Origin of the sequence: Streptomyces sp. NBC_00442, from assembly GCF_036014195.1 — a bacterium.
Taxonomy (GTDB): domain Bacteria; phylum Actinomycetota; class Actinomycetes; order Streptomycetales; family Streptomycetaceae; genus Streptomyces.
Genome location: NZ_CP107918.1, coordinates 7,446,247 through 7,467,064, shown reverse-complemented (window position 1 = coordinate 7,467,064; position 20,818 = coordinate 7,446,247). Strand labels below are relative to the sequence as shown.

20 protein-coding genes and 1 pseudogene are annotated in these 20,818 nt (G+C 72.1%); 11 read left to right on the top strand and 10 right to left on the bottom strand.

The window, feature by feature from the left end:
- Positions 1-44 precede the first annotated feature (44 nt).
- Entirely contained in the window at positions 45-1,229 is a 1,185-nt protein-coding gene (locus OG432_RS33625) for a zinc-dependent alcohol dehydrogenase (RefSeq protein ID WP_328314736.1), read from the bottom strand.
- Positions 1,230-1,632: 403 nt separating this feature from the next.
- Here OG432_RS33625 and OG432_RS33620 point away from each other — a divergent pair, with 403 nt between their 5' ends.
- The gene (locus OG432_RS33620) at positions 1,633-1,824 is read left to right on the top strand and encodes a hypothetical protein (RefSeq protein WP_267055013.1); all 192 of its coding nucleotides are present in this window, start codon (positions 1,633-1,635) and stop codon (positions 1,822-1,824) included.
- Between the two features lie 123 nt (positions 1,825-1,947).
- On the opposite strand, the gene OG432_RS33615 is transcribed toward OG432_RS33620, so the two are convergent.
- Positions 1,948-2,382 (bottom strand): GNAT family N-acetyltransferase, encoded by a 435-nt coding sequence (locus OG432_RS33615; protein WP_328314735.1) that lies wholly within the window; start codon positions 2,380-2,382, stop codon positions 1,948-1,950.
- A 757-nt stretch (positions 2,383-3,139) separates the two neighbouring features.
- Positions 3,140-3,955: a SigB/SigF/SigG family RNA polymerase sigma factor gene (locus OG432_RS33610; protein WP_328314734.1), complete on the bottom strand. Its 816-nt coding sequence runs from the start codon at positions 3,953-3,955 to the stop codon at positions 3,140-3,142.
- Positions 3,956-4,238: 283 nt separating this feature from the next.
- On the opposite strand from OG432_RS33610, the gene OG432_RS33605 reads away from it, so the two are divergent.
- Positions 4,239-4,514, top strand: coding sequence for an isoamylase early set domain-containing protein (locus tag OG432_RS33605; RefSeq protein ID WP_328314733.1), 276 nt, complete (start codon positions 4,239-4,241; stop codon positions 4,512-4,514).
- A 123-nt stretch (positions 4,515-4,637) separates the two neighbouring features.
- On the top strand, positions 4,638-5,846 hold the full coding sequence (locus OG432_RS33600; RefSeq protein ID WP_328314732.1) for a low temperature requirement protein A: 1,209 nt from the start codon (positions 4,638-4,640) through the stop codon (positions 5,844-5,846).
- On the opposite strand, the gene OG432_RS33595 is transcribed toward OG432_RS33600, so the two are convergent.
- The 3 genes from OG432_RS33595 to OG432_RS33585 form a co-directional block, all read right to left on the bottom strand.
- Complete coding sequence (locus OG432_RS33595; protein WP_328314731.1) at positions 5,824-6,579, bottom strand: bestrophin-like domain; 756 nt, start codon at positions 6,577-6,579, stop codon at positions 5,824-5,826. The two genes, OG432_RS33600 and OG432_RS33595, sit on opposite strands and share 23 nt — an antisense overlap.
- 15 nt (positions 6,580-6,594) lie before the next feature.
- The gene (locus OG432_RS33590) at positions 6,595-7,920 is read right to left on the bottom strand and encodes a hypothetical protein (protein ID WP_328314730.1); all 1,326 of its coding nucleotides are present in this window, start codon (positions 7,918-7,920) and stop codon (positions 6,595-6,597) included.
- A gap of 245 nt (positions 7,921-8,165) precedes the next feature.
- Positions 8,166-8,831, bottom strand: coding sequence for a chloramphenicol phosphotransferase CPT family protein (locus OG432_RS33585; protein WP_328314729.1), 666 nt, complete (start codon positions 8,829-8,831; stop codon positions 8,166-8,168).
- Between the two features lie 466 nt (positions 8,832-9,297).
- Here OG432_RS33585 and OG432_RS33580 point away from each other — a divergent pair, with 466 nt between their 5' ends.
- Together OG432_RS33580 and OG432_RS33575 are read left to right on the top strand one after the other, a co-directional pair.
- The gene (locus tag OG432_RS33580) at positions 9,298-10,263 is read left to right on the top strand and encodes a phosphotransferase (RefSeq protein ID WP_328314728.1); all 966 of its coding nucleotides are present in this window, start codon (positions 9,298-9,300) and stop codon (positions 10,261-10,263) included.
- A 16-nt stretch (positions 10,264-10,279) separates the two neighbouring features.
- Complete coding sequence (locus tag OG432_RS33575) at positions 10,280-10,624, top strand: glyoxalase superfamily protein (protein WP_328314727.1); 345 nt, start codon at positions 10,280-10,282, stop codon at positions 10,622-10,624.
- A 6-nt stretch (positions 10,625-10,630) separates the two neighbouring features.
- On the opposite strand, the gene OG432_RS33570 is transcribed toward OG432_RS33575, so the two are convergent.
- Both OG432_RS33570 and OG432_RS33565 read right to left on the bottom strand, forming a co-directional pair.
- Entirely contained in the window at positions 10,631-11,281 is a 651-nt protein-coding gene (locus tag OG432_RS33570; RefSeq protein WP_328314726.1) for a class I SAM-dependent DNA methyltransferase, read from the bottom strand.
- Positions 11,282-11,375: 94 nt separating this feature from the next.
- Positions 11,376-11,942, bottom strand: coding sequence for a hypothetical protein (locus OG432_RS33565; protein ID WP_328314725.1), 567 nt, complete (start codon positions 11,940-11,942; stop codon positions 11,376-11,378).
- A 546-nt stretch (positions 11,943-12,488) separates the two neighbouring features.
- Between OG432_RS33565 and OG432_RS33560 the strand changes: the two genes are divergently transcribed.
- Positions 12,489-13,145: a TetR/AcrR family transcriptional regulator gene (locus OG432_RS33560; protein ID WP_328314724.1), complete on the top strand. Its 657-nt coding sequence runs from the start codon at positions 12,489-12,491 to the stop codon at positions 13,143-13,145.
- A 125-nt stretch (positions 13,146-13,270) separates the two neighbouring features.
- Here OG432_RS33560 and OG432_RS33555 read toward each other — a convergent pair whose 3' ends face one another.
- Positions 13,271-13,903 (bottom strand): LysE/ArgO family amino acid transporter, encoded by a 633-nt coding sequence (locus tag OG432_RS33555; protein ID WP_328314723.1) that lies wholly within the window; start codon positions 13,901-13,903, stop codon positions 13,271-13,273.
- A gap of 82 nt (positions 13,904-13,985) precedes the next feature.
- Between OG432_RS33555 and OG432_RS33550 the strand changes: the two genes are divergently transcribed.
- On the top strand, positions 13,986-14,891 hold the full coding sequence (locus tag OG432_RS33550; protein WP_328314722.1) for a LysR family transcriptional regulator ArgP: 906 nt from the start codon (positions 13,986-13,988) through the stop codon (positions 14,889-14,891).
- Between the two features lie 212 nt (positions 14,892-15,103).
- Here OG432_RS33550 and OG432_RS33545 read toward each other — a convergent pair whose 3' ends face one another.
- Entirely contained in the window at positions 15,104-15,547 is a 444-nt protein-coding gene (locus OG432_RS33545; RefSeq protein ID WP_328314721.1) for a MarR family winged helix-turn-helix transcriptional regulator, read from the bottom strand.
- 445 nt (positions 15,548-15,992) lie between these two features.
- Between OG432_RS33545 and OG432_RS33540 the strand changes: the two genes are divergently transcribed.
- From OG432_RS33540 to OG432_RS33525, 4 genes and pseudogenes are all read left to right on the top strand, one after another.
- Positions 15,993-17,300 carry a phosphatase PAP2 family protein gene (locus OG432_RS33540; protein WP_328314720.1) on the top strand — a complete coding sequence of 436 codons (1,308 nt, stop codon included), beginning with the start codon at positions 15,993-15,995 and terminating at the stop codon, positions 17,298-17,300.
- 138 nt (positions 17,301-17,438) lie between these two features.
- On the top strand, positions 17,439-18,650 hold the full coding sequence (locus OG432_RS33535; protein ID WP_328314719.1) for an argininosuccinate synthase-related protein: 1,212 nt from the start codon (positions 17,439-17,441) through the stop codon (positions 18,648-18,650).
- A 444-nt stretch (positions 18,651-19,094) separates the two neighbouring features.
- Positions 19,095-19,823, top strand: coding sequence for a 2OG-Fe dioxygenase family protein (locus OG432_RS33530; protein ID WP_328314718.1), 729 nt, complete (start codon positions 19,095-19,097; stop codon positions 19,821-19,823).
- A gap of 88 nt (positions 19,824-19,911) precedes the next feature.
- Positions 19,912-20,805 (top strand): annotated as a pseudogene (locus tag OG432_RS33525) (DMT family transporter); the annotation flags it as partial.
- Between the last annotated feature and the right edge of the window lie 13 nt (positions 20,806-20,818).

The following is a 20,818-nucleotide window of genomic DNA, read 5'->3' as shown; positions in this document are numbered from 1 at the left end:
CCCGGACGCGTGGCACGTCCTCGTTCAGGGCAAAGCGGTCGCGTTCACGGGGTGAAGAGGATCTTGACGGCGCCGTCCCGCTTCTTCTGGAACATCTCGTACGCGTCGGGTGCCTGCTCAAGCGTGAGGCGGTGCGTGGCGAAGTCGTCCACTCCCAGGGGGTCGCCGTCGGTGAGCAGCGGCAGGATGTCGTCGACCCAGCGCCTGACATTGGCCTGGCCCATGCGCAGTTGCAGCTGCTTGTCGAACATGGTCAGCATCGGCATCGGGTCGGCCGCGCCGCCGTAGACGCCGGAGATGGAGATCGTGCCGCCCCTGCGCACGAGGTCGATCGCCGTGTGGAGCGCGGAGAGCCGGTCGATTCCGGCCCGTTTGATCATGGCCGAGGCGAGTGCGTCGGGCAGGACGGCCGCCATGCCCTGGGCCGCGGCCGCCACGCGGCTGCCGTGGGCCTCCATGCCGACGGCGTCGATGACGGCGTCCGGTCCCCTGCCTCCGGTGAGTTCGCGTACCGCGTCCGTGAGGTTGTCGCCGCACTCCTGGAGGTCGAGGGTGTGGACGCCGCGCCGGCGCGCTCGCTCCAGGCGCTCCGGTACGAGGTCGATGCCGATGACGGTTCCGGCCCCGCGGTGGGCGGCGATGCGGGCGCTCATGTCTCCGATGGGCCCTAGGCCGAGAACGGCGACGCTGCCGCCGGGTGGGACGGCGGCGTACTCGACCGCCTGCCATGCCGTGGGCAGGACGTCGGACAGGTAGACGAAGCGCTCGTCGGAGGGGCCGTCCGGGACCCGGATGGGCAGCGCGTTGCCGAACGGGACGCGCAGATACTGTGCCTGGCCGCCCGGCACCTGCCCATAGAGCTTGGTGTAGCCGAACAGCGAGGCGCCCGAGCCGTGTTCGTGCACCTGGGTGGTCTCGCACTGGGAGTGCAGGCCCTGGGTGCACATGAAGCAGGATCCGCACGAGATGTTGAACGGGACGACGACGCGGTCGCCCGGTTTCAGTGCGGTGACCTTCGGGCCGACCTCCTCGACGATGCCCATGGGTTCGTGTCCGAGGATGTCGCCCGGGTCGAGGAAGGGGCCGAGAACCTCGTACAGATGCAGGTCCGAGCCGCACAGGCCGGTCGTCGTCACCTTGATGACGATGTCGTCGTCATCCTGGATGGTGGGGTCGGGCACGGTGTCGACGCGTACGTCCCGCTTGCCGTGCCAGGTGAGTGCCCTCATGGTTCCTCCTCGCTGGTGTACCGCCCTCGGGCCGCGGCCCACAGCGGCGTGCCGTGCCGCGCGGCACGGCCTGCCGATCCCAGTCTGTGGAAGGTCACCGGACACCGCACGCGGGCCACGGGCGGGATGCGGGGGCGTTCCGAAGGCGCACCATGGTCCGAGCGCGTGCCAGGACCCGTGGGACGCCCGGGTGCGAACGCCGCCCGCGCCGCGCCGGGACCGCGTGGACTCCACGGCCCTCTCCATCGCGCCAGCGCCCGTGATGCGCGGCGGGGGGGCGGAACACCCTGGTCTATATGGTGGTTCGGGCAGCAGTCGGCCACCATGAGCGGTCCGGTCCTGGTATGAGTAGTCCGTTGGGGCGGATGCCGACCTCGAAGCTGCTAATAGAACCGGACATCCCGTGGACGATAGCCATTCCAGCGACCAGTGGCCGAGTATCGCCGCACTCGTCGAAGCGATGGAGGGCGGGCCGGACCCCGGCGCGGCCGAACTGCTCGAACGGTTCGCGCGCGACGCCGACCGGACCGCCGTCTTCGCACTCAGGGACGCCCTGATGGCTCGGGCGCAGCGAGAGGGGAAGCACGGCCCGTAGGCCAGGGAAGGACGGCACGGCCGGGGCGTTCGGCCCGCCACTCCCCCGACGGCGCCCGGGAGTTGACGCCGGGCGGGGCCGTCGGTGGTACGGGCCGGGCGGTCACCGCCCGCGGCCGGCCCTTCAGGGACGGTAGACGCACTCCGCGAGCGTGGCGTGCTTCTTCCAGCCCAGGGTCTCGTACAGGGCACGCCCACTGTCGGTCGCGCCGAGCACGCCGAGGGTGGCACCCGCGTCGAGGGCGTGGTTGACGAGCGTACGCATCACCACGTGCCCCAGCCCGCGGCGGCGGTACGACTCCTCGGTGAGCACCCGGTCGACGACCACGCTCTCTCCCAGACGTGCCATCTGCCCCTTGGCCGCGCGCTTGCCCGTCACGGCGTCCAGCACGGTGACGTGACTGACCGCCCCGGCGTCCTCCACGGTCACGGTGTAGCCGTCGGGGACCGCGGGCTGGGCGGGCATCAGGTCGACGGCCATCAGGTGCCCGGTGTCGTCCCAGGCCACCACCCAACCCGCGGGCAGCCACGGCTCCGTCTCCGCGGGCTCGATCGGCATCTTCATCCAGGTGCGCGGCGTCGTGACGGACGCCGCGGCAGCGCGTACCAGCGTCTCACCGGCCCGCGGCAGCACGTGGCGCGCGGCCTCGTGCGGGTCTCCCTCGACGCGGATGTAGGTACCTCAGGGCTTCTCGACGGCCGGAGGCGTCCCCCGCGAAACGGCCCAGCCCGCCGCCCATGTCCGCACCATGTCCTCCACCATCGAAACCCCCCGGGGTAAGTGGCCGTCACCACGACCAGGCAGGACAGGTAATAGCCGAAACGGACCAGGACACATTACGTCCGCGCGCCGTGGTGCGGTAGCCCCGCGGTTCGGCAGGGGCGTTATCGCGCCATGTGCCTCGCCCGTGGCCGAGGTCGGGCACCCGGGTCGTGGCGACCGGAAGACGCCGCCCCGGCCCGCGGGGAGGAGCGGCTACTCGCTGTTCGCGCCCGGTGCTCCCTCGTCGTCCGTGCGGGGTCGGCCCTCGATGTCGGCCCTGGCCTGTTTCACGTTGGCCCTGACCTGATCGGCCTGACGCGCAGCACCTCCGGATCGGCCGTCCGACGCCTTGGCCGCACCTCGCTGCCCCCCGCCGTCCACGGACGCGCCTTCCCCGCCCGCGCTCTTGGCTCGGACCTTCCTGTGCTTGCCCGCCATCCGGACTCCCAGCGTCATGTTCTCGTTGCCGACAGGGCCAAACTAGGGCGAACCACGCCGGTCCGCGCGTCGGCCCCTACCGCCGAGGAAGCCGGTGCGCCGCGGGGCGACGGCGTCAGGCGGCGCCGACGCGGTCATCGTCCAGCGCCTGGTCGCGCAGGCGGGCGCACGTGCTGTTCAGGAGACGTGAGACGTGCATCTGGGAGATGCCGAGCTCCGCGGCGATCTGGTTCTGGGTCATGCCCTCGAAGAACCGCATGTAGAGGATCCGCGATTCCCGCTCCGGCAGCGCCCGGAGGGCGGGCCTGACCGCTTCGCGATCGATGACGGCGTCGAATCCGGGATCGGGGGCGCCGAGCGTGTCCGTCAGGCAGACGCTCTCCCCGCCCTCGCCGCCTTCCGTTCGCGTCTCGGCTTCGAGCGAGAGGCTCTTGAAGGAGCCGAGGGCCGCGAGGCCGGCCCGTACATCCTGCTCGTCGAGCCCTGACCGGGCGGCCAGTTCGGCGACGGTGGGCTCGCCCGGCCGCATCGCCTTCAGCTCCTGCCGGGCGATACGGACCTTGTTGCGGAGGTCCTGGACCCGGCGCGGCACGTGGACCGCCCACAGGACGTCACGGAAGTGCCGCTTGAGTTCGCCGTTGATGGTCGGAATCGCGTACGCCTCGAAGGGGCCCCGCGCGGCCTCGTACCGGTCGACGGCCTTGAGCAGTCCTATCGCGGCGACCTGGTAAAGATCGTCCGTCTCCGCGCCGCGGTTGCGGTACCTGAGCGCCAGGCGCTGCGCCATCGGCAGCCACTGCGCCACGAGGTCGGCCCGCAGGGTCTCGTACTCGGGCCCCCGCACGAGCGTCCCGAGACGGACGAAGGCCGCCGAGGTGTCGGGGGCGTCGCCATGGCCGTGCTGTCCGCGGCTGTGGATGGTGTCCGACATGGCGGGCTCCTTGAACCTGGGCCTGGCTCGGGCCGCCGCCGCCGAGCCGCTACGCCCTGACCGCGGCCGGAGACGACGCAAGCCCTTCCAGCGAACCAGGGCCGCCCCGCGCACGCATCCCGAACCCTCACGCATCGTGACGACGCCGGGGCGCACCCCTGACCGGCGCTCGCGTTCGGCCGTTGGGGGCGCTCGGTCCGCGCGTCGGCGGCGGCGCCGGGGTGCGGGTCCGTGGTCCTGGCCCCAGGATGGGCCCAACCCCATCCACCCACAGGAGGTTTCCGTGCTGGAACGCAAGCGGAGCAAGGACAGCATCGAGATCACGTTCGTGCTGCCTGTCGATGCCCCGCCCGGCCCGGTCAGCGTCGTCGGTGACTTCAACGACTGGCGGCCCGGCACCCATGAGCTGCTGGCCCGCAAGGACGGCAAGCGTGCGGTGACGGTGGAGCTGCCCGACCGGACCACGCACGCCTTCCGTTACCTGGCGGCCGGGGACTACTGGTTCGACGACGAGAGCGCCGACGGCCACGACGGCGCCAACAGCCGCCTCCACACGTGACGCACGACTGAACACGCCTGCACGTCTGATCCCGCTCCGGCACGCCGGGCGCCGGCGCCGTACGCCGCGTGGTTCGGGCGGTCCTGGCGACGGGCATGGCCGGTGAGCGGCGATGGGAGTGGTGTGAGCGACGATTCGGCCGGGGCGGCTGTGCGGGCGCCGTCGGAGGAGGACCGGCACGCGAGCTGGCTGGAGCTCTTCTTCGACCTCGTGGCCGTCGCGGGCGTGGCACAGATCGCCCGCCTGCTGCACGGCACGCCCGGTCCGGCCGACGTCGGGTTCTACGTGCTGCTCTTCCTGGCGTTCTGGACCGCCTGGATCTGCTTCACCCTGTACGCCAACGTGGCCGACGCGGGCACCCACACCCGCACGGTGCTGTTCGCGATGTTCGGCATGGCCGTCATGGCGGCCGCGGTGCCCGGTGTGCACGAGGGCGACGACCAGCATGCCCGGGTGTTCGCGCTCGCCTACGTCCTGACCCGGGTGCTCGCCAACCGCGCCTGGCAGCACCGGCGTCAGGTGCTCGTCGACTGGCCCGCCGCGCAGATGTCGTTCGGCGTGACCCCGTGGATCGTGTCCCTCTGGGTGCACGAACCGGCCCGCCAATGGCTCTGGGCCCTCGGCATCGTCCTCGACCTGTACGTCACGTTCGCGGTCTCCGCGCGCGACGTCGTCCGGCACCGGGCGGCCCGGGAGCGGCGCGAGAGTCGACGACCCGGCCGGGTCCGCGCCGGGGGCCTGTCATTGGCGCGGTCGCAGGCGGACCATCTCAGCGAGCGGCTCGGCCTGTTCGTGATCATCGTGTTGGGCGAGGGGGTGGCCCAGGTGATCGAGGCCGCCGCCGACGTTCCGTGGGAGAGGAAGCTGTACGGCTTCTCCGTCGCCGCCTTCGCCCTGCTCACCGCGGTGTGGGCCCTGTCGTTCCGGCACGGCTACGCGGGAGTGCCCCACCTGGCCGCGGGGGTCCTTCCCGCACGCGCCGCGTTGCCCCTGCACTGCTTCCTGGCCGGCTGCCTCGCGGCGTTGGCCGCCGCGCTCGGGGCGGCCGTCGAGCACCTGGAGACCCTGCCCAACGCCACGCGATGGCTGCTCTGTTCGGCCCTGGCCGGATACTTCCTGCTCAGTGGCCTCGCCTGGCTCGGGCGTGCGAACCGCGAACGCCGCTGGCTCCTGTGCGTACCCGTGCCGTGCTGCGCCCTGCCGCTGCTCCTCGCGGGGTTCGGAGCGCGCCTTTCCACGCTGACGGTGGTGTGGCTCCTCGTCCTCGTCGCGCTGTGGCCGATCCTCTTCGAACGCCGGCGCGCGCGGCTCATGCCGGGAAGTGACGGGTGAACGCCGAGGTGTCCGTGCCGAGGTAGCCCCCGAACGGCGCGTCCAGTTCGTGGATGAGGAGCACCAGGAAGGTGATGAGCGCGGCGAGCCCCATGACCATCACGATGTGAGTGGCGTTGCGCTGGATGCCGAAGAGGAACATGAAGGCCACGGTCAGCACCCCGCCCAGGATCAGGCCGACCCACAGGACGGGCGAGAGACTGCTCTGCGCGTCCTGCTCGCGCCCCCGCCTCGCCTCGTCGAGCGTGCCGAGCTGGGCGAGGAGTTCCTGGGCCGCGATCTGCTGGGCCGGGGTCGCGTTGGCCGGTACGCGGGTCGCGCCGCGCAACTCCGAAAGGAGCGTCCACCCGCCCGCGCCGAGGCTCTCGCGGGCCGCCATTCTCGGCCATTCCGCGACGACGACGTGCTGGGCGTACTGCTGGGCGATCGCCCGCACGCGGCTCTGCTCCGCGGACGGCAGGGCATCGGCCACCAGGTACGTCTGGTGCAGGGCGCCGGCTTCCGCCTGTACATGGGAAGAGGCGTTGTCGCTGGTCTCCCACACGGACACCAGGGCGAGGCCGAGGACGAGCGCGTACAGCACACCGACCATCATCGAGATGTACTCGGCGACGTCCTCGCGCGGCTCGTCGGCGGGATCCGGGGGGAAGAAGCGGTGCTTCGCCACCACCGTCGCCGCGGCGAACAGGGCCACCGCGAGGGTGATGGCGAGGGCCTGCACGGCTGGGGACACCTGGGCTCCTTGGGATTACGGGCGGCGTGAGCCCAGCAGTACCGCGGCCAGGGCGGCGGGCAGGAGGAACAGAAGCAGCAGCGCCGCCACGGACAGGCCGGGATGCGCCTGCGCGTGGTGTTGCAGGGCGCCGAGGAACGAAGGCGGCGCCGGGGGCCGGGCCAGCGTCGGCCGGGGCGGGCGCACCGTCCCGGGCGGCTCGGCCGGCCCCACCGGTACCGCCCCGACGATGCCGGTCCCGGGCGGTTGGGCCGCGGCATCGCCGCCCGGCGGAAGGGCCGCGCCGGGCGGGGCGGGTGGCTGCGCCGGTACGGCAGGTGCGGCGGGCGCGGGTGCGGCGGGCGGGGCGGGTGCACCAGGTCCGGCAGCGGCCGTACCGGCGGGGTCACCGGCCCCCCCGGGCATGCCGGGAGCCCCGGGTCCGCCGGGCGCGGCGGGTCCCGCGGGACCCGCGCGCGTACCCGGACCGGCGCCGGCCCCGGCACCGGGGCCGCCGGGTCGGCCGGGGCCGCCAGGTGCACGGAGGCCGCCGGGTGTGCCGGGCCCGACAGCCGCGCCCGGCCCACGCACTCCCCGACGGCCCGCCCCGGCAGGTGGCGGGGCTGCCGCCGCCCGCCGGGGCGGCACGGCGCGCGGCAGGACGTCGGGCACGGCCGGAGCGCTCGGCGGCGCCGGGAGGACGAAGTCCGCGTCGGCGCGCGCGCTGAGGACCGGCGGCGCGATGCTGCGCCCCTCGGGGTCCAGAGTGTCCGTACGGTCGCTTCCGGTGGCGGTCCCCGCGCTGCGGTAGGAGCCGGGGCCGCGCCGCACCCGCGCCGTGCACGTGAGGGACGCACCGGGCCGCAGCTCCGGGATGTCCTCTTGGCCGGCGCAGTCGAGACGGCCGGGTGCGAGCACCGGGTCCGCCAGCGCGATGGCGTACACCGTCCTGTTCCCGGGGTTGGCCACCACATAGTGGATCTCGGCCTCGGTGAAACTGAGCAGTCTCGCGCTCTCGGTGAGGGTGAGGGCGCCGGCCACTCCGCCGTAGCCGCTCGGTGCGGTGGCCCGCATCCGCATCGCGAGCGAGGGGACCACGCCCGTCGCCACGACCCGTGCGGTGTGCGTGCCGGGCGCGGCGGGCAACTCCGCGGTGCACAGGGTGCTCGACAGCGCACGCAGATATCCGGGGTGGCCGGAGCCGTTGGCGCAGCGGATGAGCGAACCCGGTACGGCCGGGTCGGTCAGGCGGACCGTGGACAGGTCGGCCTCCCCCCGGTTGGCCACCCGGTACACCTTGATCACCGGCGCGCCCACGCGGATACCCGGCCGCAGGGCGCCGATCCCGGGGCGCGTGTTCACGGTGACCGTCAACCCCAGGCTGTGCTCCCCCACTCCGCCTGCGCGTGCCGAGGGAAGTCCCGCCAAGGACCCGGGCAGGGTCGCGACAGCCGTGAACGCCACCACGAGCACCGTCCGCCGAGCGGCTGGACCACCGCGCGGGATTCCCATCCCGATACCCCTTCCGCAGGAATGCGCTGTGCGGACAGATGGTCACCGACGGGGAGTTGCGCGACCTTACGGCATGCCGAATTCGTTGGTTAATATTACAAATACCACCCTGATGGTCCAGCCGGCGCGGCACCTTCTCCGCCCCCTTCACACACGAGCGAGTTCAGGCGCTCGAACGCGGTGGGGGCCGGACGACGCGGCAGGAAGTCCCTGATCTTCCGCGCGCAGGCGATCGGACTCGTGGTGCCGGTGTCGCATTCGATGTCGTACAGACCGTGGGCGTGGACCCGGTCCAGCTGTCGCGCGGCCAGACCCGGCGGGCGGTCACCGCGCTCCCGCTCACGCCGTTCCAGCTCGGGCAGCGGGCAGTGCACGCCGACCAGGACGACGTCCGCGGGGGCGAACAGCGCCAGACAGTCGAGCAACCGCCACCGCTCACTGAGGACGTGGTCGACGACGATGTTGTTGCCGCCGGCCGCCATTCCCGCGACCGCCCGATGGAAGCCCATCCAGGTGCGCCTGAGTACATCGGCGAGCAGGTCGGGGGCGAGGCCCGGCGGAGTCGTCCGCATGGCGTGGAAGGCGTCCACCGGCATGGAGAAGTACGTGTCGCCCAGGATCGGGAGGAGTTCCCTCGCGATGCTCGTCTTGCCGGAACTCGACGTGCCGTTGAGGAAGATGATCAATCCGCCGCGCGTCCGCGACTCGCCGGCCGGGCTCGCGGCCGGGGTGAACGGGGCCGCAACGGGCTCTGTCGCCATGGGCTTTCCCTCCGTTTCGGGCACCGCTGACACTTGGCGGCGCCCCTGGTACCCGATCATGCGGTGCGTTCCGGCGCACCGGAATGCCGTGACGCGTGGACATGTCGTGGTGCCGCCATGTCGCGACCCGCTTCCCCGGCGCGCGGCCAGGCCCCGCGAGACGGGACGGATGGGCCGCCACCCGGCAGAACGGCCGCTCGGCCGGAGACTCGCGACGCGCGATGACACGCCAACTCCCCTCCGAAACAAGCGCGTTCTCACGCCGAGACCACCCACACATCCGGCCCCCGCCCCTCCCGCACCCCAGCCCCCGCACACTCTGTCCACGCTGTAACGTGAAGCTCACACATGATCTCTCCCCACCCCTTTTCGAGCGAGTGACGCGCGACGGCGCGCGCAGCCACCGGGGTCCGGGACGACTCCAACGGAACGCGAACGTCCACACGTTGAGGACCGAGAGGACCCCATGACCGACCCGCGACACACGCACATGGCCGCTCGCACCATCGCCGCGGCCGCCCTGGGGCGCGACCCGGGCCCGATGACGACGGCGCCGAGCAGCTCCCACCACGTATTCGCCGGTTCGGACGTCGTCCTGAAGCTCATCGACACCGACGGCCACACGCGGCTGAACCGTGAGATCGCCCTCACGCCGCACCTGCCGCCCGGCCTCGCCGCTCCTCTGCTCGACAGCGGCGTCCACCGGCTCGGGACGCGCAACGTCCGTTACGCCTGTTACGCCCGTGTGCCCGGAACGGCGCCGGGCATGGGCCTGCCCGGCGCCGACAGCACGACCGCCCGCGTCCTGGCTGAGCAAGCGGTGCAGCGGCTCCTCTCCCTGCACGCCTGGAAGCCCACCGGTCATGTCGCGCAACTGCTCAAGGAGCCTCTCGACCACGGCGGGTTCACCAGCCGCGAGGCACTCGTCACCGAGGTGGACGCCCTCGCCGCCCTGGACGGCCGAGGAGCCGTTCCCCGTTCCCTCCTCGACGGGCTCGCGGCGATCGCGGAGAGCGCCCCGCACCACGCCCTCACTAACGTGCCGGTCCACGCCGACTGCCACTGGGACAACTGGCTCGCACACGACCGCGCCGTGACGGCCCTGCTGGACTTCGAATGGGCCCGCTTCGGCACACCGGCCGACGACTGGCTGTTCCTGGTCCGCTTCAGCGGCCCTCACATGGAGACGGTGCTCGACGTCGTCGCACGGGCGACGCGGACCCCGGTCGAATCCCTCAGGTCCGACTGCGAGGTTCGCGAGGCGGCCCATCTCGCATCGGACCTCCGCGCGGCACTGCAACACCCGGACGAACAGGCGAAGTTGCTGACCGACCGGATCCGTTCGCTTGAGGAACTCGTCGTGGGGCGGTACTGGTGGCGCGGGCCCCGCCGGGATCGAATGACGCCCACCGACTCCCTGGCCGAGCGCTGAGATGGAGTATGGCCCCATGGACGAAGAAGTCATCCCGATCCTGCACGTCGAGCACGCCGCCACAGCCGTGGCCTGGTACGCGCGCCTCGGCTTCGCCAAGGAGTCCGAGCACCGATTCGAGCCGGGTCTGCCCGCGTTCGTCGGAGTCGTACGCGGCCGCGTACGACTGTTCCTTTCGGAGCACCGGGGCGACGCCCGGCCCGACACGTTGCTCTATCTGCGCGTGACGGACGTCGACGCCATCGCGTCGGAGTTCGGCGTCGCAGTCAACGATGTCCCCTGGGGGCGCGAGATCGAGCTGCGCGACCCCGACGGCAACCGACTGCGGGTGGGCACTCCGCCATGGCTCCAACCGCGCTGAGCGGGCCTACCTCGCCGGTCGCCGACGCGCCAGGAGCACCGCCCCGCGGGAACTCTCCGCCGAGCTGAGGCTCATCCGGGCCTGGACGGTGAAGCCGGCCGCGTCGAGCCGTTCCGTCAGGTGGCCGGCCCGGCGGAGGTGCACGTACACCTTCATGGGGTGGCCGCCGTAGCCGCACGTCTTCAACCGCGTCTCGTCGCCGACGTGGAAGCCCAGCAGCAGAGTGCCGCCGGGGCGTAGGACACGCCGGAAGTGCTCGAGGACCCGGTCGACCTCGTCGTCGGGGACGTGGATCAGCGAGTACCAGGCGATCAGACCGGCCACCGACGCATCATCGATGTCGAGGTGCGTCATGGAGCCGACCTCGAAGTGCAGGCCGGGGTGTTCGCGCCGGGCCACGTCGATCATCGTCGGCGACAGGTCGATGCCGAACGCGTCCACGCCCAGATCACGCAGATGGGCCGTGATGCGCCCGGACCCGCAGCCCACGTCCGCGACCGGGCCTCCGCCCGCGGACGTCACCAGGCCGGCGAAGAGCGCGAGCACGGCGCGCTCGTAGGGAGTCCGGTCGAGGAGGTCACGCACGTGGTCGGCGTAGTCGGCGGCCACGGTGTCATAGGAGGCGCGGGTGTCGGCGAGCCAGCGATCGGAAGTCACCCGGCGACGGTAGCCCGGCCCACCGGACGCCAACTCCCTTGACCGGCGCGCTCGATGGCGCGCGCGGCGAGCGGTGCGGGTTCTGTTGGCTGCGTCAGCGTCGCCCGCGTCCTCCGCCGCGCCGCCCGCCCTTGCCGGAGCCTCCCCTGCTGGGACGCCGGCCCTTCGCCGCCTTCCCCGGCCGCGCGTCCGGCGCCTGCACGGGGCGGCCCCGCCAGTCGACCGTGTCGTCCTGCGAGAGAGACGCGGCATACGACAGCGCGTGCAGCACCAGCGACGACAGCTGCCGCTTGGACTCCGCCGAGGGAATCTCGGACTGCCAGGCGCACAGCGAGTACCAGCCCTGCCCGGGATCCGTCAGGGGCGGCCAGGCCGCCTGGCGCTTCAGAGACCCGGGCGGGGCCTCGGGCAGACGCACCAGCAGCATGCCCATGCTGCGCGCCACGACCGCGGCGACGCCTTTCGCCGCGAGTACCGGCATCCCGTAGGCCGCCACGGCCGGCCAGTCGGCGGCGAGGTCACCGAGGCGCTCCACGAGGTCGGGGTGCGTGTGCAACTCCCATCCCTCGTAGGGGAATCCATGCTTGTCCTGCGGAACGCCCTGTTCCCGCAGCACATCCAGCAGCACCCTGTTCTGGGGCAGGTCCGGGAGCATTGTCATGCCCCCGAACGGTACGCGTCGTCCGGCCTCCTGGGCAGCGGATGCGCGCATCCCGCATCGCCGGACCTGGTGGTCTCCGGCACCAACTCGGCCCGGACGTGGCCGGGCTCGTTCACCACCTCCGGTCCCGCGCGACGCCGGGGCCCCTGCTGCCCGGGGCGTGGGCCTCAACGTCAACCATCCGGTCATCGGCCCGGAAGGGAAGGGAACCGCCAAGGGAACCGCCCTGACGTTCCAGGACCCCCCAGGTGCCTCATGTCCCCGACTTCACGGACGCAGGCGACGGCACCTGCAAGGTCGGCGTGAATGCCGGGCCCGGCGGGTTCGCCAAGGCCGGCGTCCTGCACGCCGGACTCCGCCCGTAAGCGGCCGCCAGTCGCTTCACGCAGGCCACGCCACGCCATGCCGAGCCACGCCAGGCATCGGGGGCGCGGCGTGGGCTCACCCATCCCTTTCTGCCGGACCGACACACCGTGAGAGACAAAAGGGAGAGTGATAGCCTCTAACGAAAGGCTGGGTGTCCAGTCAAGACGTGTGGAGGCGGTCGTGGCCGAGCCGACAGAGTCGGAAGCAAGGACTCCCCGGGAGCGGTACCGCGCCCAGGTGCGCGAGGAAATCAAGAAGCACGCCTGGGAACAGATCGCGAGCGCCGGCGCTTCGGCGTTGTCCCTCAACGCGATCGCCAAGCAGATCGGGGTGAGCGGGCCCGCGCTCTACCGGTACTACGCCAGCCGCGACGATCTGATCACCGAACTCATCAGAGACGCCTACCGAAGCCTGGCCGACACTTTCCGGGCCCACGCCGTCGCCGGTACGGATCTCGCCGGTCTCGCGGACGCCCTGCGTCACTGGGCCTTGGCGGATCCGCAGCGCTACTTCCTCATCTACGGCACGCCGGTGCCGGGTTACGAAGCCCCGGAGGACACCGTTCAGACCTCTTCCGAGATCATGAGCGTCATTCTCGCGGCGTGCGCGGCCGAGCCGCAACCGGCCACCACGACTCCTCTCGACGACCATCTGGCCGAGCACCGCGTATGGGCCCGCGAGGCGAAGGTGCCGCCCGCCGCCCTCAGTCGTGCGCTGGCGTTCTGGACCCGTCTCCACGGCGCCCTGTCCCTCGAACTCGCCGGCCACTTCACGGGCATGGGCTTCGACGCGGCAGAGCTCTACCGAGCCGAGACCCGGACCCTGACTGGGCCCTGACCGGTCAGGGCCCGGCCCTTGACCGCCCCGGAGCGGCCCAGGAGCAGCCCGCACCGGCCCTTGACCGGCCCTTGACCGGCCCAGGACCGGGTTCTCTCCCATCCCGTCGGGCGCCTGAAGGCCGCTCACGCCCAGAAGGTGCGGGCCAGCAGCAGGGTGCCCATCGTCAGCATGGTGGCGGCGACCAGCGTGTCAAGGACCCGCCAAGCGGTGGGGCGGGCCAGGACGCCGCTGAGGAGGCGGGCCCCGTAGCCGAGGCCGGTGAACCACACCAGGCTGGCGAGCATGGCCCCGAAGCCGAAGGTCCAGCGCAGTGCGCCGTGGTCGGCGGCGGTCGAGCCGAGCAGCAGCACGGTGTCCAGGTAGACGTGCGGGTTGAGCCAGGTCATGGCCAGGCAGGTGAGCACCGCCGTGCGGACGGATCCCGTCGACGCGCCCTTCGCCTCCAGCCCCTGGGCGGCGGCGGGCCTCAGGACGCGGCGGGCGGCCAGGACGCCGTAGCAGATCAGGAACCCGCCGCCGGCCAGGCCGACGGTGGTCAATGCCGCGGGCCACGCGGTGACCACGGCTCCGAGCCCGCCCACCCCGAGGGCGACGAGGGCCGCATCCGATGCGGCGCAGATGCCGACCACCGCGAGGACGGCCTGGCGGCGCACCCCCTGACGCAGGACGAACGCGTTCTGCGCGCCGATGGCGACGATGAGGGACAGGCCTGTGGTGAATCCGGCGATCGCCGCCGGGAGTGTGCCGCTGTTCATGTCATCGACGTTATGGATCACCTCGGGCATTAGTACAGCTAAAGTTTCTTACCTACCATTAGCCGAAGTGATGACTGATGTGATGACTGAGCTGCCGCTGGACCAGGTCCGCACCCTGCTCGCCGTAGTCGACGAGGGGACCTTCGACGCCGCCGCCGCGGCGCTGCACGTGACGCCCTCCGCGGTCAGCCAGCGGGTCAAGGCCCTGGAGCAGCGCACCGGCCGGGTGTTGCTGATGCGTACGAAGCCGGTCAGGCCCACCGAGTCCGGGCAGGTGGTGGTGCGGTTCGCGCGCCAGCTGGCGGCGCTGGAGCGGGACGCGCACGCGGAGCTGGGCATCGCCGACGAGTCCGGCCCGGCCCGGCTGCCCATCGCCGTCAACGCGGACTCCCTGGCCACGTGGTTCCTTCCCGCGCTGACTCGGGTCCCGCAGGATCCGCCGGTCTGTTTCGAGCTCTACCGCGAGGACGAGGCGCACACCGCGGCGCTGCTCCGCGAGGGGCAGGTGATGGCGGCGGTGACGTCGTCGGCACGGCCGGTGGCGGGCTGCCTGGTGCGGCCGCTGGGCCTCTTCCGGTATCTGCCGGTGGCGAGTCCGCGCTTCGCGGCACGCCATCTGTCGGCCGGTCCACTGGAACAGTGTCTGCCCGACGCGCCGGTCATCGTCTTCGACCGGCGTGACGAACTGCAGGACCGGTTCGTGCGGTCACTGGCACCCGAGTGGCCGGGCGCGAGCCGCATGCGTCACTACGTACCCACATCGGAGGGCTACTGCGACGCCGTGGCCGCGGGTCTCGGCTGGGGCCTGCTGCCGGAGCCGCAGGCGACACCGCTGGTGCGCTCGGGCACGCTCATGGAGTTCGCGCCGGGCCGACGGCTCACCGTGCCGCTGTACTGGCAGCAGTGGAAGCTGGACGTGCCGGCGCTGGCCGTCGTCGCGAAGGCCGTCGCCGCCGCCGCGGCCGAGTGCCTGCACCCGCACGACTGATCGACAGGGCCCCGCCCCGACCGCGGAGGGTCGCCAGCGGCCTCCCCGCCGTCCTTGCCACCCCTCCTTGCCGCCGCCCTCGCCGCCCCCCGCCCCCCTTGTCGCACGCCCTTCGACGTCACCGTCACCATCGCCGTGATCCGCTCCCGCGATCACCGTGATCCGCTCCCGCGCATGATCGCCGGCTCTACGGGTGATGGCCCGGCCGGGCTCTAGCGGAACGGCCCCTCGGCGACGAAGCGCTGGAGGGATCGGGCGAACGCGGCCGCTTCGCCCGGCGGCCAGGAGGCGAGGCCGGCCTCGATGTGGGCGGACAGGCGTCGGCGCAGGGCCGCCACCGTGTGCTCGCCCTCGTCGGTCAACGCGAGCAGCGTGGCGCGCCGGTCGGCAGGGTCGGGTTCCCTCCGGACGAGTCCTGCCGCTTCGAGCCGGGTTGCGCGGCGGGTCACGCCGGACCGGTCGAGCCCCACGTCGGGGGCCAGGTCGGCCGCGCTGCGCGGGCCGGTTCGCTCCAGGCCGCTGAGGATCGGGTACGTCAGTTCGTCCACCGCCTCCCCCATGCCGGCGGTCAGGGTCCGGTGCAGCTCGATGCGCGTGCTGCGCTTGAGCAGCACCCCGAGGGCCTCGGCGATCTCTCGCCCCACGTCGTTTTCCACACCCCGCACAATAGCGTGCGAGGCGCACGCATGAGCGATGGGCCCTCCTGCCGGTCGGCTCCTGCCGGTCGGCCATGCGTCCGTTCCGCATCTTTCGAGCGGCGCCGCCCGCCGTGGTATCGCTCACCATCGCCGACCCGTACGGCGTGGCCCCCCTCTACGACCTGCGGTTCGCTCCCCGTTCGTCCCAGGAGAACCACGCCGGTGCCGCCGCGTCACCGAAGCGCCTGCCGTGCCCCGAGCACACGACCGGCGTAACCCTCCTGTACGACTCCGTTAGCATGATCGAACCCTTACCGCTCGTCCGCATCGCCCACGCTCCACCGAAATCCCGTCCCACCAGGCATGAAGAGCGGCCACACCACCGGCGTCCGACAAAAACACATGGGCCAAACAATTGATACCTATAGCCTCGCGGATATCCGCCCGAACCAACCGCGCACAGATGCTCGCCGCTCTGCGTCGACCACGCGCGGTCCTGTGGACCGCGGCAACTGTGGTGGCCCTCGCGTTTCTCGTCATGCTGGAGGTCGCCGCACGCCACTACGGCATGCCGGGGCCCATCACCAACCAGGCCCGGGAGGTGATCTTCGCCCCCAAGTCGGGTCCGCTGCTCTATGCCGGCATGGCGTTGATGATGGTCGTCCTCCCCTGGCGGCAGCGCTACATCGCGATCGGCGCCGCGGTCGGCATCGATCTGGTGTTCCTGCTGGTGAGATGGCTGGTCGACGCCAAGATGATGTTCGGCAACGGCGCGCTGTGGGTGATCCTGGCCTGTGCGGTGATCGCCGTCACCCGCCGTACCGGCGCCGAGCGCGTCCTGCTGCTCAAGGGGGTGGGGCTCGGGCTGCTGCTCGTCGCCGGCCGCAAGACCGGTGACACCTGGCTGCTGATCACTTCCAAGACCCGGCCGACGGTCCTCGACCAGTACGTGGCCACCGCCGACCACGCCCTGGGCAACCCGTCCTGGCTGGCCGGCCGCATCGTCGAGGCCACCGGAACCGTGGGCTCCCACATCCTCGACTACGTCTACATCCAGCTCGCCGTCGCCGCGGTGGTCGTCGCCCTCTACCAGCTGCGGCACGTGGCCAGGGACCGCCGGTTCCCCGCCCACCACCTGGTCCGCACCTTCCTGGTGATCGGGCTGCTCGGTCCCGCCATCTACATGATCTTCCCGGTCGTCGGACCGATCTTCGCCTACGGCACGGACGGCGGCCACTGGGCGCTGGCCAACCTGTGGCCCCACACCGCGCCCACGATCGCCGCCCCGCACCACATGCCGTTCGACGAGCACACCCCGCGCAACTGCATGCCCAGCCTGCACACCGCTTGGGCCACCGCGATCTTCCTGCACTCCCGCAAGGGCCCCCGCGCCCTGCGGATCGGAGGCGCACTGTGGCTGCTGGCGACCCTCGGCGCCACCCTCGGCTTCGGCTACCACTACGGCACCGACATCATCGCGGGCGTCGTCTTCACCCTCACCGTCGAAGCGGGACTGCGCGCCCTCGCCTTCGGCTGGGACCGTCCGGCCGTCCAGCTCGTCGTGCACGGCGCCGGTGTCTTCACCGCGCTCCTCGTCGCGTACCGCTACCTGCCGCTCCAGATGGCTCAGCACCCGTGGATCTTCGGTCCCCTGATGCTGCTGGCCGTCGCCTCGGTGGTGCACCGCTACATCCGGACCGTCAAGCAGTGGGAACCCGTCGCGGTTCCGGTCCGCAAGCCCCAGCCGCAGCCCCAGCCCGAACTCGTCTGAGCCGAGGCGGGCCGAGGCCGCTTCCGAGGCCGCTTCCGGGTCCGGCCATGGCCGGGCGTGGACGGAGGGAAACCGTTGTCCGGGGGGTGGGTGGGCGGAATTCTGTGACGTGTGAACAGTGCAGATGTTGGAGAGGCCATGCGGCCCGCGCTCATACGTTCCTTCTCGCAGCTCGAAGAGCTCGATCCCACCCGCCCCGTCGTGACCCTGTTCAGCGGCGGTCTGGACAGCTCGTACCTGCTGCTGCGGCTGCGCCGGATGGGCGTGCGCGACGTGCACGCCGTGAGCGTCGACATCGGTGAGGACGAGTCGAGCACGTACAAGCGGCAGGTCGCCGAGGCGCTCGGCGCCACGATCCACATCCTGGACCGACGCGAGGAGTTCGCCGACCGGTACGTCGCCCCTGCGATCGCCGCCCAGGCCGTCTACCTCGGTATCCACCCGGTGAGCTCCACGCTGAGCCGCCCGCTGATCGCTCACAGCGCGGTCGAGCTCGCCCACTCGCTCGGCGCCCAGGCCGTCCTGCACACCGCCAACCGCTCGCAGAACACCCTGCGCCGGCTCAACGGCGCGCTGCGGCTGCTGGGCTACCGGGGCGCGTTCGGCAGCCCGTACGACCTGGACCCCGTCACCCGCGACGACAAGCTCGTCGAACTGCGGTCCGCCGGGATCGACCTGCTCGCCGGGCGGATCGTCAGTGGCGACTCCAACCTGTGGTGCCGCGAGTTCGAGTCGGGCATCCTCGACGACCCCGAGCACCACGAGGTGCCCGAGGAGATGTACGCCTGGAGCCGGCCGACCGCCGCGCCGGGCGAGACGGACGATCTGACGGTCACCTTCGAGCACGGGCTGCCCGTCGCGCTCGACGGCGAGCGGCTTGCCCTGACCGAACTCGTCGCCCGACTCAACCGCCGCGTCGGCGCGTACGGCCTCGGCCGCTACTCCGGGCTCGAACACCTCGACCACGGCGAGAAGGTCCTGGAGATCCGGGAGATGCCCGCGGCCTGGCTGCTGCTCAGCGGCTACCGCCACGTCGAGAGCGCCTGCCTCGAAGCCGAACTCATCCGAGAGAAGAGGGGCCTGGAGCAGGTGTGGACCCGGGAGGCCCTCGAAGGCCGCTGGTTCGGGGAACTGCGGCTCGCCGTCCAGACGTTCATCGACGCGTGCGCGTCCCGCACCACGGGCGCCGTCACCTGGCGGTTGCGCACCGGCGGCGCCGACACGCGCGCCATCACCGCGGGACGGCCGCTCTACCTGCGCGACCGCGAGGCCTGGGAGGACCGGGCGATCGCCGCCGAGTCGGCGCCATTCGCCCGCACGGTGGCAGACACGGTCCTCGCCGCGGCCTGACGTCCGCGCCCGCGACGGCGCCGGCGCCGGCCCTCCGACCGGTCCGTGCCGTCCGTGCCGTCCGTGCCGTCCGTGCCGTCCGTGCCGTCCGTGCCGTCCGTGCCGTCCGTGCCGTCCGTGCCGTCCGTGCCGTCAAGCGGTACCTCCCGCTCGGCTCGGCAGCCGCTTTCCGCCACCCGGCCCGGCACCTGCTGTTCGCCACGCGGCCACCCGGCCCGCCGACCGGGTTCCGCCGTCGGGCCACCAACCGGTTTCCGCCGCCCGGCCCGCCGACCGGATTCCCGCGGCTTTGCCGTTCCGGCCCACTCGCCGGTCCTCGCCCGGGACCCGCTCGTGCGCATCGCGGGGCTGCCCACCACCGGGCGCCCCCGCCGGGCCGGCCCACCAGTGGCCGGTCCGCCTCTCACCCACCTGTCCATCGCCCCACACCCACGGAGCACTTCCATGACCACTGCCGTTGCCCACCCCGTGGCCGTCGCCGCCGTCAACGCGCTTGCCGGGCCGGGCGGTCATCTGATGCCCGCCGCCGAGCTGTCCTCCCTCGTCGGAGTCGACGCGGGCGACTGGGCCCGGTTCGCCGCGCACTGGGACGAGCTCACCCTCGACACCCACATGGCCGACGGAGGCACGTACCGCTTCCGCCGCTACGGACAGTTCGAACTCCGCTCCGCGGACGGTGAGCTCACGCTCCTGCCGCACGCCCCGTACCGCCAGGAGTCGGACATCAACCCGCTCAACGGCGGCGTGGAGCGCGTCTTCGACCCGCTGACCGACACCTTCGCGGACGACTCGCTGCTGCGTTCCGTCCTGATCGGACTCGGCCGCGTCTTCAGCGCCGTGGACGGCAGGGACGCCTGGAACGTCAAGCTCCACCCGTACCGCATCAGCGCCTCCGCCGATCAGACGGGCCAGCCGGCCCCCGAGGGGCGACACCGTGACGGCGTCACGTTCATCACCTCGCTCATGATCGGCCGGGCCAACGTCACCGGTGGTGAGAGCGGCGTCTACACCGACGACGGCGAGCACCTGCTCACCACTACGCTCGCCGAGCCGGGCGACCTGCTGCTCGGCGACGACCGGCGCACCCTGCACTCGGTCACCCCGGTGCAGCCCGTCGATCCCGGTCTCCCCGCCCACCGTGACGTCCTGGTGATCGCCTACACCGCGCTCTGAGCAGCGACCGTCCCCTCCGCACCGAGCCCTGGCCCGCGGGCATCGGGGCCCGATCCGGCCCCGATGCCCGCCTGTTGAGGAGTCCCCGATGAGCACCACCACGGCACGCCGTGCCTGGTTGACCGATCTTCCCGTCCTGCTGGTCGCAGTGGTGTGGGGCTCCAGCTATCTCGCCGCCAAGGGGGTCACCACCACCCAGACCGTGCTCGCGGTCCTGGTGCTGCGCTTCGCGGTGGTCCTACCGGTGCTGGTCGTCGCGGGATGGCGCAGGCTGCGGGCCCTGAGCGGCGCCCAGGTGCGCGGAGCGGGGCTGCTCGGCCTGGTCCTCTCCGGGATCTTCCTCCTGGAGACGTACGGGGTCGTGCAGACCTCGGCCACCAACGCCGGGCTCATCATCAGCCTCACCATGATCTTCACCCCCCTCGCCGAGAGCCGGCTGCGGCGCACCGCACTGTCCCGGTCGTTCCTCGCCGCAGCAGGGCTCTCCGTGCTCGGCGTGCTCCTCCTGACCCAGGGAGCCGGCTTCACCAGCCCCTCGCTCGGCGATCTCCTGATGCTGGGCGCGGCCGTCGCCCGGACCGTCCACGTCCTGGCGATGTCCCGGTTGCGGTCGGTCCAGGGGGCGGACGCCCTGTCGATGACGACGGTCCAACTGGGCGGCGCGGTCGCGGTGTTCGCACTGCTCTCGGCGGCGCCGGGGACCGGGGGCACCCCGTGGGCCACTGCCGCGGACTTCGGCGCGGGACAGTGGATGGGGCTGCTGTACCTGTCGGCGTTCTGCACGCTGTTCGCGTTCTTCGTGCAGATGTGGGCCGTGCGCCGCACATCGCCCTCGCGGGTCAGTCTGCTGCTCGGCACGGAGCCGGTGTGGGCCGCGGTCGTCGGCATCGCCCTCGCGGGCGACCGGCCGGGATGGCTGGGGTTCCTCGGCGCGCTTCTCGTCCTGGCCGGCACCGCGTGGGGGCGGACGGCGACACCGAAGGAAACCGCGCGAC